11 protein-coding genes are annotated in these 13,938 nt (G+C 70.4%); 5 read left to right on the forward strand and 6 right to left on the reverse strand.

Annotated features, from left to right (window positions below; all coding sequences use genetic code 11):
• Positions 1 to 8: 8 nt before the first annotated feature.
• Genes KV102_RS16330 through KV102_RS16345 form a run of 4 tightly spaced genes read right to left on the reverse strand, consistent with a single transcriptional unit; the run spans position 9 to position 5,038 of the window.
• Complete coding sequence (locus KV102_RS16330) at positions 9 to 1,475, reverse strand: dihydroorotase family protein (RefSeq protein WP_220341275.1); 1,467 nt, start codon at positions 1,473 to 1,475, stop codon at positions 9 to 11.
• Entirely contained in the window at positions 1,472 to 2,926 is a 1,455-nt protein-coding gene (locus tag KV102_RS16335; RefSeq protein WP_220346921.1) for an MmgE/PrpD family protein, read from the reverse strand. The genes KV102_RS16330 and KV102_RS16335 overlap by 4 nt, the downstream gene beginning before the upstream one ends.
• Positions 2,919 to 3,767: a cyclase family protein gene (locus KV102_RS16340; RefSeq protein ID WP_220341277.1), complete on the reverse strand. Its 849-nt coding sequence runs from the start codon at positions 3,765 to 3,767 to the stop codon at positions 2,919 to 2,921. Before KV102_RS16340 ends, KV102_RS16335 begins: the two co-directional genes overlap by 8 nt.
• 32 nt (positions 3,768 to 3,799) lie before the next feature.
• Positions 3,800 to 5,038 carry a CaiB/BaiF CoA-transferase family protein gene (locus tag KV102_RS16345; RefSeq protein WP_255561176.1) on the reverse strand — a complete coding sequence of 413 codons (1,239 nt, stop codon included), beginning with the start codon at positions 5,036 to 5,038 and terminating at the stop codon, positions 3,800 to 3,802.
• A 95-nt stretch (positions 5,039 to 5,133) separates the two neighbouring features.
• Between KV102_RS16345 and KV102_RS16350 the strand changes: the two genes are divergently transcribed.
• Positions 5,134 to 5,991 carry a CoA ester lyase gene (locus KV102_RS16350; protein ID WP_220346922.1) on the forward strand — a complete coding sequence of 286 codons (858 nt, stop codon included), beginning with the start codon at positions 5,134 to 5,136 and terminating at the stop codon, positions 5,989 to 5,991.
• Positions 5,992 to 6,093: 102 nt separating this feature from the next.
• On the opposite strand, the gene KV102_RS16355 is transcribed toward KV102_RS16350, so the two are convergent.
• Positions 6,094 to 6,834 (reverse strand): hypothetical protein, encoded by a 741-nt coding sequence (locus KV102_RS16355; protein WP_220341279.1) that lies wholly within the window; start codon positions 6,832 to 6,834, stop codon positions 6,094 to 6,096.
• A complete protein-coding gene (locus KV102_RS16360; RefSeq protein WP_220346923.1) occupies positions 6,831 to 8,132 on the reverse strand; it encodes a DUF4437 domain-containing protein in 1,302 nt (433 codons plus the stop codon). Before KV102_RS16360 ends, KV102_RS16355 begins: the two co-directional genes overlap by 4 nt.
• A gap of 144 nt (positions 8,133 to 8,276) precedes the next feature.
• Between KV102_RS16360 and KV102_RS16365 the strand changes: the two genes are divergently transcribed.
• The 4 genes from KV102_RS16365 to KV102_RS16380 all read left to right on the forward strand — a co-directional run bounded on the left by KV102_RS16365 (position 8,277) and on the right by KV102_RS16380 (position 13,924).
• Positions 8,277 to 8,807, forward strand: a complete 531-nt coding sequence (locus KV102_RS16365; RefSeq protein ID WP_220341281.1) for a gluconokinase — start codon at positions 8,277 to 8,279, stop codon at positions 8,805 to 8,807.
• Positions 8,804 to 10,204 carry a gluconate:H+ symporter gene (locus tag KV102_RS16370; RefSeq protein WP_374106981.1) on the forward strand — a complete coding sequence of 467 codons (1,401 nt, stop codon included), beginning with the start codon at positions 8,804 to 8,806 and terminating at the stop codon, positions 10,202 to 10,204. Before KV102_RS16365 ends, KV102_RS16370 begins: the two co-directional genes overlap by 4 nt.
• 73 nt (positions 10,205 to 10,277) lie before the next feature.
• A complete protein-coding gene (locus KV102_RS16375) occupies positions 10,278 to 12,011 on the forward strand; it encodes an ABC transporter ATP-binding protein (RefSeq protein ID WP_220346924.1) in 1,734 nt (577 codons plus the stop codon).
• Entirely contained in the window at positions 12,008 to 13,924 is a 1,917-nt protein-coding gene (locus KV102_RS16380) for an ABC transporter ATP-binding protein (RefSeq protein WP_220346925.1), read from the forward strand. The genes KV102_RS16375 and KV102_RS16380 overlap by 4 nt, the downstream gene beginning before the upstream one ends.
• The last annotated feature ends 14 nt before the right edge of the window (positions 13,925 to 13,938 follow it).

Here is a 13,938-nt window from a genome sequence, read left to right on the forward strand (position 1 = left end):
GAGGGCGGTCAGGCGCTCGGCCGCGCCAGGTAGCGGCCACCACCGGTCGCGGTGACCACACCGTCGGTCAGCACCCGCCGCCCGCGGACGAAGGTGTCGGTGACCTTGGCGGTGAGATCGGCGCCCTCGAAGGGCGTGTACTCCTGCGTGGACTCCGAGTCCGCCGCCCGTACGGTCCATGCGTGGTCCATGTCGACGATCGCGAGGTCGGCGTCCTTGCCGACCTCGATCGCGCCCTTGGTGGCGCCGAGCCCGTAGCGCTCCGCCGGGTTGGTCGCGGTCAGCTGCGCCACCCGGTCCAGCCCGAGGCCGCGCTTGCGGCCCTCGGTGATCATCCCGGCGAGCAGGTACTCCGCGCCGCCGAAGCCTGACTTCGCGAGGAACACGTCGTCACGGTCCGCGCCGAACTTCTTCTCGTCGCGGCAGCAGGCGTGGTCGCTGACGACCCAGTCGATGGTGCCGTCGAGCACGTGCTGCCACAGGGCCTCGACGTCCTCGCGCGGGCGCAGCGGCGGGTTGACCTTGCCGCCGACGCCGTGCGCGGTGTCGCAGTCGGCGAGCAGGTGCCCGACCGTGACCTCGCGGCGGAAGTCGACGTGCGGGAACGCCGCGGCCATCCGTACCGAGGCGTCGACCGCCTTGCGGGACGTCAGGTGCAGGAGGTTGATCGTGGGCAGGCCGGTCTCGTGCGCCAGGTACGAGGCGATGGTGACCGCCAGGCCCTCGGAGTGCGGTGGGCGTGACGCGCTGTAGGCGGGCAGACCCGAGAGCGAGCCGTCCTCCTCGACCAGCGCGGTGTACGCGCTCATGATCTCCGCGGTCTCGCAGTGCAGCGACAGCGAGATCTGGTCGGCGATCTCGGGGTGCTGCTCGCGGGCCGCCTGCACCCCGCGCATGACGAACTCGAAGTGCGCGTAGTCGTAGCGCTCGCCCTCCGGAGTCATCAGGAACGAGCGCTGGTCGTCGGAGCGGCCGTGCAGCCCGTGGCTCCCGTAGAACATGAAGATCTTGAAGGACGTGACTCCGTGCTCCTTGATCAGGGCCGGGATCTCGTCGATGTGGCCGCGCGACATCGGGGCGAGGTGGAACGCGTAGTCGATGACGGAGCGGTTCTCGGTCTGCGCCAGGACCTCGGGGAAGAACTCGGCGTACGAGCCCCCACGGTTGAGGTAGTACTGACCGGTCCGCATGTAGTTGAGGGCGGTGGTGACACCGCCCTGCGCGCAGGCGCGGCTCTCGGTCGCGGCGTCCTCGGACAGCGGGTTGTAGATGCCCCAGTGCTGGTGGGCGTCGACGACGCCGGGGAAGACGGTCCGGCCGCCGGCGTCGACGAGGTCGACGCCGGGCTCCACCTGCAGGTCGGGTGCGAGGACGGCGATCTTTCCGTCCTTGATGCCGATGTCGAGCTGCTGGGTCAGCTCGGAGCCGGCGACGACGACGTCGGCGTTCGTGATGATCAGGTCGAGGTCGCTCATGCGGACTCCTCCTCGGTGCGGGCGGTGGTCGGGGTGGGGCTGGTGAAGGTCACGAGGCGGCGCAGGACGCCGTCGACGCCGGCGAGCGAGTCGAGGTCGAGGACGTCGGCCCGTACGGCGTCGGCGTCCTCCTCGGTCACCCGTCCGGCGACGTTGTCGCGGAACTTCCGGGCGAGCTCGTCGTCGGACAGCGGGCGCTGCGGGCCGCCCCGGTTGGTGAGGACCTCTTCGACGAGGACGTCGCCCGACGTCGTGCGCAGGGTGACGACGGCGGGGAACTGGTGCGGATAGATCGCGTCGCAGCGCTCGTCCGGGACGACCTCGACCTTCGCCATCAGCGCGCGCCGGACCGGGTCCTGAGCGAGAGCGTCGGTGTAGTCGTCGAGCCCGGTGCCGAGACCGCCGCCGCCCAGCAGGCCGGCGACGACCGCGTACGGACCGCTGAACTGCGCCTGGTAGCCGGTCTCCGGTGCGCGCTTGGTCTCCAGCGGCGCTCCGATCGTGCGGATCACCGCCGTCGGGGCGCCGATGACGATCGACGCGACGTCCTCCGGCCGGACACCCCGCGCGCGCAGGGCGAGGCCGGCGTCGACGGAGGTGTGCGTGAAGTGGTTCGCCGGGTACGGCTTGAAGAAGATGTCCGGCACCGCCCACGTCTTGCCGAGGCCCTCGGTGACCGCCTCGGGGAAGAAGCGGCCGTGCAGCCACGCCTCGAAGAACCCGAACCGGCCCTCCAGGACGGTAGGCGGTCCGGTGAACCCGCGGCGGACGAGCTGGGCGGCGGTGACGCCGGCCTGAGCGGCGAGACCGCAGTGGAGGCGCTTGACGGTGCCGCCGGTGCGGTTGGCCTCGATGATCCCCGACGCCATGGAGGCGGTCAGGCCGAGAGCGTCGAGGACACCCTTCTCGTCGGCACCGTAGAGGAGCGACGCGGCGACCGCGCTGCCCATCGCCCCGGTGATCGAGGTCGCGTGCTGCCCGTGCTCGAAGAAGACGGAGTTGCCGAGCTCCTGGTCGTACCCGGCCATGCCGAGCCGGACGGCGACCTCGAGCCCGACCGCGATCGCGCGCACGGTCAGCGCGCCGTCGGCACCGGTGTGCTCGGCGGCCGCGAGTGCGGCGGGGACCACGCTGGCGCTCGGGTGGAGCACCGACGGGAGGTGCGTGTCGTCGTAGTCGAGGGAGTGCGCGAGCACGCCGTTGGCGAGCGCGGCCTGGGCTGCCGTCACACGCTGGGGCGAGCCCACGACGGTGGACTGCTCGTGCCCGCCCTGGTCGAGGACGTGCCCGATGATCGCGGCGCTGGTGTCCAGGCGGTGGGCGGCGACGCAGAGGCCGAGGACGTCGAGCACGCGCTGGCGCGTGCTCGCGGCGACCTCGTCGGGGAGGCCGTCGCGCGCGACGTCGGCGGCGAACGCGGCGAGGTGGCCGCCGAGGGTTGGATCACTCACCCGCGACCACCGCCAGTGGACGCACGGGCGACCCCGTGGCGCCGAAGAGCGGCAGCGGGGAGAGGACGAACACGAACTCGTGCAGGCCCTCGGCCGCAAGCTCCTCGAGCGCCATCGTCTCGATGATGTAGACGCCGTTCTCGACCAGCAGCACACGGTGGGCGGGCAGGGTGGCGTGACCGGCGCCGGGCGGAAGGCACTCGTACGCGATCGTGTCGGCGCCGGTGGCGTGGACCCCGCGGTCGACCAGCCACTGCGCGCCTGCGGCACCCACTCCGGGCACACCCGACGACTGGCCCATGAAGAGCTGGTCCGCGCCGCTGTCGAAGTGCTGCCCCCAGCCGCTGCGGACCAGGACGACGTCACCCGGCGCGATGGTGCTGCCCTGACGCTCGAGGGTCAGCTCGAGGTCGGCCACGGTGATCTCGTACCCGGCGTCGAGACGCCCGACGCCGAGGGCGGCGGGCACGTCCAGCAGGACGCCCGGCCGGACCATCGGCTCGATCGTGTGCGCGCCGAGCTGCGCGTAGCGCCCTCCCTCGAGCGCGTCCGCCACGTCGAGCCCGCCGTACAACCTTCCGTCCTGGGACACGTGGGCGAGGGCGTCGACGTGGGTGCCGACGTGCGTCCCCATGGAGATCATGTCGTTGGCCGCGGAGCCGCCGTCGACGCGCACCATGTCGCCGTGGCGGCGGGGGAGGGCGTGCCAGTACGGCGGGTGGTTGGGCGACTGCGGCATGCCGACGGTGAGGCGTCGGCCGAGGTCCACCACCCGGACCCCGGCGCGTACGGCGTCCAGGAGGCTCCGCGGGGGGGACGAGGTGGTCGAGAGGGTGGTCATGCCTTCTTCTTTCGGCTCGGCGTCGTTCACGATCAGCAGATGATGTTGCGGGTACGGAGGTCGGCGAGGGTGTCGGCGTCGACACCCAGGTCGCTCAGCAGCGTGTCGGTGTCGGCGCCGTGGTCGCGACCGGTGAAGCGGATGCGACCGGGGGTCTCCGACATCCGCCACATCACGTTGTGCTGGAGGACCGGTCCGAGGTCCTCGTCCTCGACCTCGAGCAGCATCTCCGTCTCGCGGACGTGGGGGTCGTGCGCGAGGTCGCGCGCGGAGTAGACCGGGGCGACGGCGGCGCCGGCGTCGGTGAACGCGCTGACGACGTCGTCACGCGTGCGGGCGAGGATCCAGTCCCCGACGTAGCCGTCGAGCAGGTCGGCGTGGAGGGCGCGGCTGTGGCCCGCTGCGAACCACGGCTCGTCGATCACCTCGGGGTGACCGACCAGACGCATCACCCGCTCGGCGATGGCCTGGGCACTGGTGGAGATGGCGACCCAGTGGCCGTCGGCGGTGCGGTAGGTGTTGCGTGGCGCGTTGTTGTGCGAGCGGTTGCCGTTGCGAGTCCCGACCTTGCCGAGCTGCTGGAAGACGGTGGGGCCTGGGCCGACGGCGGTCATGATCGGCTCGAGGAGGCTCAGGTCGACGACCTGCCCGTGGCCGCCGTTGCGTTCCCGGGCGAGCAGTGCCATCACCACGGCCGACGAGGCCGCGATCCCGCAGATGGAGTCGGCGAGGCCGAACGCGGGAAGGGTGGGCGGTCCGTCGGGCTGGCCCGTGAGGTGGGCGAACCCGCTCATCGCCTCCGCGAGCGTGCCGAACCCGGCGCGAGCGGCGTACGGGCCGCGCTGGCCGAACCCGGTGATCCGGGCGACGACCAGCCCGGGGTTCGCCTCGAGCAGGCGCTCGGGGGAGAGGCCCCAGCGTTCGAGGGTGCCGGGCCGGAAGTTCTCGACGACCACGTCGGCGGTCGCGGCCAGCCGCGCGAAGAGCTCAGCGCCCTCGGGAGCCGACAGGCTGAGGCCCACCGTCTGCTTGTTGCGGGCGATCTCCTTCCACCACAGTGGTGTGCCGTCCTTGCTCTCGCCGTGGCCGCGCATGCTGTCGCCGGCGGTGGGGTGCTCGATCTTGACCACCTCGGCGCCGAAGTCGCCGAGTATCTGGCAGCACAGGGGCCCCGCGAGGATCGTCGACGCGTCGAGGACGCGGACGCCGGTCAGCGGTCCATCGCTCATCGAGCCGTGGGGGTCTACTTGTTCCATTGTGCGAAACGCCATTCCAGAATCGTAAGCGCGTGCCCGTCATGGGTCAACGTGCCGGTAGCCGTGCGATAGCGTGCTGTGAAACATCGTTCCACTAGGCGGAGTCTCCTGTGATCGCTCGCTCGTACCTGTACGTCCCCGGCAACGCACCCGACAAGCTCGCGAAGGTGCTGGACCGGGGGGCCGACGCCGTGATCGTCGATCTCGAGGACGCGGTGCCGTGGGGGGCGAAGGACTCCGCCCGCGCCACCGTCGCCGAGTGGCTCACGTCGTTGCGCGGCGACTCCTCGGGCGTCGAGGTGTGGGTCCGGATCAACCCGGGGCCCCTCGGGATCGAGGACGTCGAGGCCGTAGTCGCCCCGGGACTCACCGGCGTCATGGTCGCGAAGACCGAGACCTGCGCCGAGCTCGAGATGGTCGACGGAGCGCTGACCCGGGCGGAGAGCGCGGCGGGACTCGAGCCGGGCTCCGTCGGAGTGGTCCCGCTGCTCGAGTCGGCAGCCGCCCTCCTCGACGCTCGGGCGATCGCGGCGTCCCCCCGCGTCGTCCGCCTCCAGGTCGGCGAGGCCGACCTGGGTGCTGATCTCGGGTTGGGCGAGGACGCTGACGAGGCCGACTGGGCGCCGATCCGCAGCCAGGTCGTCGTGGTCAGCGCGGCCGCCGGCATCAATGCCCCGGTGGCCCCGGTATCGACCGACTTCCGCGACCTGGACCGCTTCGCCGCGACGACGCGTGCGCTCGCCCGCCGCGGGTACGTCGGCCGCGCCTGCATCCATCCGGCGCAGGTCGCCGTCGCCAACGAGGTCTTCACTCCCACCGCGGCGACGCTCGACCGGGCCAGGACGCTGGTCGCCGTCTTCGACGAGGCGGTGGCGCAGGGGCGTGGCGTCGTGATCGGACCGGACGGCCGGATGGTGGACGAGGCGGTCGTCCGCCGCGCGCGAGCCGTCATCGCGCTCGCGCGCTGACGGAGGGCCTGTCGCTCCCGCCGCGACCCGGCCCGCGCGCGCAGGGGAGACATGCTCGACGACCATGTCTTCTCCTCCTGGCACGCGGGCTCGGGTGCGCTCTCAGTACGCGGTCGAGCCAGGCTTGATCACGCCGAGCACGGCGGCGAGGAGCACGAATCCCCAGATCGCGAAGACGTACGGCTCGCACCCGCGCAGCGACGCACGAAGGTCACGCTCGACCTCGGGGGTCGACCCGGTCGCCATGAGACGGCCGAAGGCAGGCCCGAACGACCGCAGCTTCCAGCGGATGAGGACACCCGCCAGGATGCAGAGCGCGTAGGCGGCGAGCTTCGCACCCAGCCACTTGGGGTTGGTGTCGACCCCGAACGGCTCGCTGGCGACGATCGTGTAGCCGCCGATCGCGAGCAAGGTCGCGCCCAGGCCGTACCGGACGACCAGGTCCAGCTTCTGGATCACCTGGCCGAAGCGGGTCGCGGTGTCACGGAAGTAGTCGTACACCGCGATCGCCAGCCAGACGAGCGACGCGACCCACAAGAGTGCGAGAAGGACCCCGTTGACGAAGAACTCGTCACCGAGCGGCCCCCACGCCATCAAGGTCACACCGCTGGGCAGGAACAGCACGAGACAGATCCGCGGTGCCAGGTCCACCCCGTGCATGATCTTGAGCGCTGTGGCACGTGACTGCGGGGCGAGGTCCTCGCGCAGGATGTAGCGGCTGGAGTAGAAGACGCCGAGGTCTCCACCCAGCCAGTAGGCGAACAGCACGATGTGGAGGAGGATCGCCGCGCTGTAGCCGTTGAACCCGTGCACCGCTTCGACGGCGGCCAGCGGATCGGTCACATCCCGTCTCCGTCCCAGCGACCGCGCGACCGGCTGCGGACCGGCATGCTCGACAGGATGGGCGCGGGGATCGGGTCGCCCGGCTTCCAGACGCGGCCCGCGCCCCAGTTGTGCGCCTGCGCGTCCGTGCGCTCGTCGGCGTGCTCGGTCGCCCTGCCTGCCCAGCCCCAGTCGAGGTTGATGACCTCGCGGGGGGCCTCGGCGGAGTCGTGGTCGTGCTCGTGCGAGTGCGCGTCGTCGTGGTCGTGGTCGTGGTCGTGCGAGTGCGTGTGGTCGTGCCCGCCGTGGCCGCCCTGCAGGTTGTAGGCGTCCAGCGCCTTCGCGATCGCGATGGCGGACTTGTCCGCGCCCGAGCCGTGGTGCGCGACGGGAGCGTCGTACTGACCCTGGTCCTTCTGGAACTGCCACGACGCGGTCAGCTGACGCATGTCCTCGTCGGTACGCCACGGCTCCGCCATGTCGTGCGTCGAGTGCGCCCAGCGGGCGGCGGGGTGCGGCTTCTCGTCGAGGCCCTCGGGACCGTAGTTGACTCCTTCGCCGCCCCAGCGCACCCACTCGTTCTGCGTGTACCAGTTGGCGAGCTCGCCGTCGGAGCGCAGCAGCCAGGTGGCGCCGCCCTCCATGGTGGTGAAGTGGCCGTGCTTGACGCGCGCGGGGCGGAAGAAGTAGGTCCCGAGGTCGAGGGTGCCGAAGTTGTACTCCATGTGGCCCTGGGTCGTGTACGCCTCCTCGTAGCAGGGGTGGTGGGCGAGACGGTGGTCCGCCCAGCCCTCCTGCGCGTGCACCAGCCGGGTGTAGAAGCCGGTGACCGGGTCGACATGGAGGTACTTGATGAAGAGGCCCGGCATCGGCCCGGGGTTGGGGACGGCGTCCCACGTCATCGCCTCGGAGTCGACCACGATGACGTCCTCGCGGGCGTCGTCCCAGCGAGGGGCGGCGGGGGAGTCGACCGGGTCGAAGCCGGCGTCGCCGTACTCCCGGTAGTGCAGCATCCTCGTGCCCTCGGCGAAGCGGATGGACTCGACCGGGACGCCGCGCGGCGCGTAGACGTACCCGCCCTTGCCGATCACCTGGTCGCCGTAGGTCATCTGGCCCTCGAGCACGTAGTACTCGGTGTTCGCGTGGTGGATCCCCGGACCGCGTCCCCAGTCGGTGTGGAAGTCGACGCGCAGCGAGCAGGAGCCGTCCTCCTCGTCGACGGAGAGACGGCGTTCGCTCGCCCGACCCTCGCCGCCGGGCAGCTCGGCGGCGTGCCAGACGTAGTCGTCCTCTTGGATCAGCTCGACGTGGGGTCGCACGGGTGCCTCCTGGGTGAAGTGGATTTCAGAATATACGATATCTGCCGGCCGGAGCGCTGGATAGAGGGATCGGTGAGACCGCGCGATCCCCTCGATCGGCAGAGCGCCGCGAGCCGTGCCACGCTCGCGGGCAGGAGGTGCACCATGAGCCAGCTGACCCCGCCCCCTCTCGTGGTGGTGATGGGAATCTCCGGCGTCGGGAAGTCGGAGATCGGACACAAGCTCGCTGAGCGTCTGGACGTCCCGTACGAGGACGGCGACGCGTTCCACTCGGAGTCGAACGTCGCCAAGATGTCCGCCGGGACACCGCTCACCGACGAGGACCGGTGGCCGTGGCTGCAGGCGATCGGGGTGTGGCTCCACGAGCACGACAGCCGCGGGGCGGTGGTGAGCTGCTCGGCGCTGCGACGGGCCTACCGCGACGTCATCGTCGACTCGGCGCCGCGTGCGACCTTCCTCCACCTCGCCGGTGACCATGCGCTGATCCGGGAGCGGATGGAGCGCCGTGACCACTTCATGCCGGTCTCCTTGCTGCAGTCGCAGGAGGACACGCTCGAGCCGCTGCAGCCCGACGAGAACGGGGAGGTGCTCGACATCGCGCCGCCGCCGGCCGAGATCGTCGACACGTTCCTCGGCCGCGTCGAGGCGGTGCAGGCGCAGGAGCGACGGCTGTGACCGGCCCCGGGGGACTCTTCGGTCTCGTCGGTGCCCAGGAGGCGGTGACCCCCGCCGCCGGCACCGCCCAGCTCGTCACCGCGGCGCTGATCGGTATCGGGCTGATCGTCGTCCTGATCGTGTGGCTGAAGGTGCACCCGTTCCTCGCGCTCACGCTCGGATCGCTGACGGTCGGTGCCGTCGCGACCATGCCGTTGGCCGACACGCTGGAGAGCTTCACCGCGGGTGTCGGCTCGACCGTCGCCGGTGTCGGCGTGCTGATCGCCCTGGGCGCGATGTTCGGCAAGCTCCTCGCGGACTCCGGTGGTGCCGACCAGATCGTCGACACGATCGTCGGCCGTGCGAGCCCGCGGATGCTGCCGTGGGCGATGGCCACGATCGGCGCCATCATCGGCCTGCCGATGTTCTTCGAGATCGGCCTCGTCCTGCTGATGCCGGTGATCTACCTCGTCGCCAGGCGCACCGGCCTCTCCCTGATCACCGTCGGCCTCCCGACCCTCGCCGGTCTCTCGGCGATGCACGGCTTCGTGCCACCGCACCCCGGTCCGCTCGCCGCGATCGACGTGCTGAGCGCGGAGGTCGGCCTCACGCTCGGCCTCGGGATCCTCGTCGCGATCCCGACGATCGTGGTCGCCGGCCCGCTGTTCACCAGGCTCGCCGAGCGCTGGGTGGGCGAGGTGCACGCCGAGGGCGCCCAGTTCGAGGCGTCCCGCGACACCGAGGGCGCCCGCCGGCCGTCGTTCGCGGTCACGCTCGCCACGGTGCTCCTCCCGGTGGTGCTGATGATGGCCAAGGCGGTCGCCGACCTGCTCCTCGACGAGGACGGGCTGCCGTACGCCTTCATGGACTTCGTCGGCGAGCCGCTCGTCGCGCTGCTCGTCGCCGTGCTGGTGGCGATCTTCACGCTCGGCGTCGGCTCGGGCATGGACCGTGATGGCATCAGCGCGAGCATCGGGGCGTCACTGCCCCCGATCGCCGGGATCATCCTGATCGTCGGTGCGGGCGGCGGCTTCAAGCAGGTGCTGATCGACACCGGGATCGCGGAGGTCATCGCCGACTTCGTCACCGACTCCGGCATCTCCGTGCTGCTGGTGGCGTGGCTGGTCGCGGTCCTGATCCGCCTCGCGACGGGATCCGCGACCGTCGCGACGATCACCGCCGCAGGGATCATGGTCCCGCTGACCGAGGGCATGGCGCAGGGGGACGTGTCGCTGCTGGTGCTGGCGATCGGGGCAGGCTCGGTGTTCTTCTCCCACGTCAACGACGCCGGCTTCTGGCTGATCAAGGAGTACTTCGGCATGTCGGTCGGACAGACGATCAAGTCGTGGTCGTTGATGGAGACGGTTCTGTCCGTCTCCGGCCTCGTCGTCGTCCTGCTCCTCAACGTGGTGGTCTGAGCCGCAGTACGCCGGGAGCGAAACCCGCGTATTTCGGTGTGGGTCGCAACCACGTCGGCGGTACCGTCAAGCCGTGCTCTGGACCCTCGCACGGACGTACCTGCGTCCGTACCGCGGCGCGATCGCGCTCGTGCTCCTCTTCCAGCTGGTCTCCACGCTGGCCAACCTCTATCTGCCGGGCCTCAACGCCGACATCATCGACAAGGGCATCGTCAACGGCGACACCGGCTACATCCTCCGCCTCGGCGGCATCATGCTGCTCGTCACCTGCGTCCAGGTGGTGTGCTCGATCGTCGCCGTCTACTTCGGCGCCCGTACGGCGATGGCCTTCGGTCGCGACCTGCGTGAGTCGGTCTTCCGCAAGGTCGAGTCGTTCGCGGCGCAGGAGGTCTCCCGGTTCGGAGCTCCGACCCTGATCACGCGCAGCACCAACGACGTGCAGCAGATCCAGATGGTCACCTTCATGGTGTTCGTGATGCTGGTCGCCGCGCCCATCATGTGCGTCGGCGGCATCGTGATGGCCCTGCGTCAAGACCTCGGGCTCTCCTGGCTGATCGCGGTCGTGATCCCGCTCCTGGTCGTCGCCGTCGGCATCATCATCGTCAAGATGCGTCCGTACTTCCAGCAGATGCAGGGCAAGATCGACGTCATCAACCGGATCCTGCGCGAGCAGATCATGGGGATCCAGGTCATCCGCGCCTTCGTGAAGGGCGGCTACGAGCGGGAGCGCTTCGCCGTCGCCAACGCCGAGTACCGCGACGTCGCGATCAGGGCCGGTCAGTGGATGGCCCTGATGTTCCCCACCGTCATGCTGGTGATGAACGCCTCCAGCGTGGCCGTGCTGTGGTTCGGCGGGCACCGCGTGGCCGACGGCACGCTCGAGGTCGGGACGCTCACCGCGTACCTCACCTACCTGGTCCAGATCCTGATGGCCGTCATGATGGCGACCTTCATGTTCGTCATGCTGCCGAGAGCCGAGGTCTCGGCCGACCGCGTCCAGGAGGTCCTCAGCACCGATCCCACCGTCGTCAGCGCCCCCGACGCCGACGCGTCGCCCGTCGTCACCGGGCAGGTCGAGCTCGCCGGGGTCGGCTTCAGCTATCCCGAGGCGGAGGAGCCGGTGCTCTGCGACGTCGACCTGGTCGCCCGCCCCGGGGAGACGACGGCGATCATCGGGTCCACCGGCAGCGGCAAGTCGACGCTGCTGAACCTGATCCCGCGGCTCTTCGACGTGACCGACGGGCGGGTGCTGCTCGACGGAGTCGACGTCCGTGACCGCGTCCTCCCGCGGGTCTGGGAGGCGATGGGTCTGGTGCCGCAGCGCGCGTTCCTCTTCTCGGGCACCGTGGCGACCAACCTCCGCATGGGCAGCCCCGAGGCCACCGACGAGCAGCTGTGGGAGGCGTTGGAGATCGCGCAGGCCGACGACTTCGTCCGCGCGATGCCCGAGGGGCTGAACGCGCCCATCGCGCAGGGTGGGACCAACGTGTCCGGCGGCCAGCGGCAGCGCCTCGCGATCGCGCGAGCCGTGGTGAGCCGCCCGCTCGTCTATCTCTTCGACGACTCCTTCTCCGCGCTCGACTTCGCCACCGACGCCGCGCTGAGGCGCGCCTTGCGGACGGTCACCGCCGACGCGGCCGTGATCGTGGTCGCGCAGCGAGTCAGCACGATCCGCGACGCCGACCGCATCGTCGTCCTCGACCAGGGCCGGGTCGTGGGGACGGGCACGCACGCCGACCTGATGGACACCTGCGAGACCTATCGCGAGATCGTCCTCTCCCAGCTGACAGCGCAGGAGGCGGCATGAGCGCCCGTGGCCCCGGCCCCATGCTGGGCGCGCGAGCGCCGGAGCGTGCCAAGTCCTTCGGGTCGTCAGCCCGTCGTCTGCTCGCGACACTCGTCCGCGACCGTGTGAGCTCGGGCGCGATCGCCGTCCTCGCCGTCATCGGGGTGGCCCTCAGCGTGATCGGGCCGCGCATCCTCGGGCTCGCCACCGACATCGTGTTCGACGGCTACATCGCCAGCGGTCTCCCGGAGGGCGCCTCCAAAGAGCAGGTCGTCGAGGACCTGAGGGCGAAGGGTGACGACCGCGTCGCCGACATGGTCCAGACCATGGACCTCCAGCCGGGCCAGGGCATCGACTTCGACGCGCTCGGATGGATCCTCGTCGGCCTCCTGGGCATCTATGTGCTGTCCTCGATCTTCATGTACGTCCAGGGCGTGATGACGACCCGGCTCGTGCAGCGGACGGTCGCCGGTATGCGTGGCGAGGTCGAGGACAAGATCGGCCGGCTGCCCCTGTCCTACTTCGACTCGCGTCCGCGAGGGGAGATCCTCTCGCGGGTCACCAACGACCTGGACAACATCGCCCAGTCCCTCCAGCAGACGATCAGCCAGCTGCTCGTCTCGCTCCTCACCGTCGTGGGAGTGCTGGTGATGATGCTGACGATCTCACCGGTGCTGACGCTGGTGGCCGTCGTGACGATCCCGATCGCCGTCGTCGTCGCGGGCGGCGTCGCGAAGCGCTCCCAGCCGCAGTTCGTCGCGCAGTGGGCTGCCACCGGGCGGCTCAACGGTCACGTGGAGGAGAACTTCACCGGCCACGAGGTCGTCAAGGTCTTCGGCCGCCAGGAGCAGGCGCGACTGGAGTTCGACGCCGCCAACGAGCGGGTGTACGACGCCGGCTTCCGCGCGCAGTTCGTCTCCGGCCTCATCCAGCCGGTGATGATGTTCGTGTCCAACGTCAACTACGTCGCGATCGCCGTGATGGGTGCGGTGAAGGTCGGGACGGGGGCGATCACCGTCGGCGACGTCCAGGCGTTCATCCAGTACTCGCGCCAGTTCACCCAGCCGCTCACGCAGGTCGCGTCGATGATCAACCTGCTCCAGTCCGGGGTCGCCTCGGCGGAGCGGGTGTTCGAGCTCCTCGACGAGACCGAGGAGGTCCCCGACGCACCGGACGCGCTGGCGCCGCAGGCCGTGAGCGGACGGGTCGCCTTCGAGGACGTGTCGTTCTCGTACGACCCCGCGTCTCCCTTGATCGAGCACCTCGACCTGGTCGCCGAGCCGGGTCAGACCGTCGCCATCGTCGGCCCGACCGGTGCCGGCAAGACGACCCTGACCAATCTCGCCCTGCGGTTCTACGACGTCGACGGTGGTCGCATCACGCTGGACGGGATGGACATCCGGGCGATGGACCGCGACGTGCTCCGTGCAAACTTCGGAGTCGTGCTGCAGGACGCGTGGGTCTTCCACGGGACGATCCGCGACAACATCGCCTACGGCGCGGAGGGGGCGACCGAGGACCAGATCGTCGCGGCGGCACAGGCGGCTTACGTCGACCACTTCGTGCGCACGCTGCCCGACGGTTACGACACCGTGATCGACGACGACGGGGGGAACCTCAGCGCGGGCCAGCGGCAGCTGCTCACGATCGCACGCGCGTTCCTCGCCGACCCGTCGATCTTGGTGCTCGACGAGGCGACCAGCTCCGTCGACACCCGGACCGAGGCGTTGGTGCAGCAGGCGATGGAGCAGCTCCGCTCGGGGCGGACCAGCTTCGTGATCGCGCACCGCCTCTCCACCATCCGCGACGCGAGCCGCATCGTGGTGATGGAGCAGGGCCGGATCGTGGAGCAGGGCACGCACGACGAGCTCGTCGCCACGGGCGGCGCCTACGCGCGGCTCTACCAGGCGCAGTTCGCCGGCGCGGAGATCTGACCTCGAGGCGTCGG

It is taken from the genome of Mumia sp. zg.B53, assembly GCF_019550935.1.
GTDB lineage: Bacteria > Actinomycetota > Actinomycetes > Propionibacteriales > Nocardioidaceae > Mumia.

Coding starts and splice junctions, on each gene's coding strand:
- KV102_RS16330 (WP_220341275.1), bottom strand. CDS start 1,475: ATGAGCGACCTCGACCTGATCATCACGAACGCCGACGTCGTCGTCGCC.
- KV102_RS16340 (WP_220341277.1), bottom strand. CDS start 3,767: ATGACCACCCTCTCGACCACCTCGTCCCCCCCGCGGAGCCTCCTGGAC.
- KV102_RS16345 (WP_255561176.1), bottom strand. CDS start 5,038: ATGGCGTTTCGCACAATGGAACAAGTAGACCCCCACGGCTCGATGAGC.
- KV102_RS16365 (WP_220341281.1), top strand. CDS start 8,277: ATGAGCCAGCTGACCCCGCCCCCTCTCGTGGTGGTGATGGGAATCTCC.
- KV102_RS16380 (WP_220346925.1), top strand. CDS start 12,008: ATGAGCGCCCGTGGCCCCGGCCCCATGCTGGGCGCGCGAGCGCCGGAG.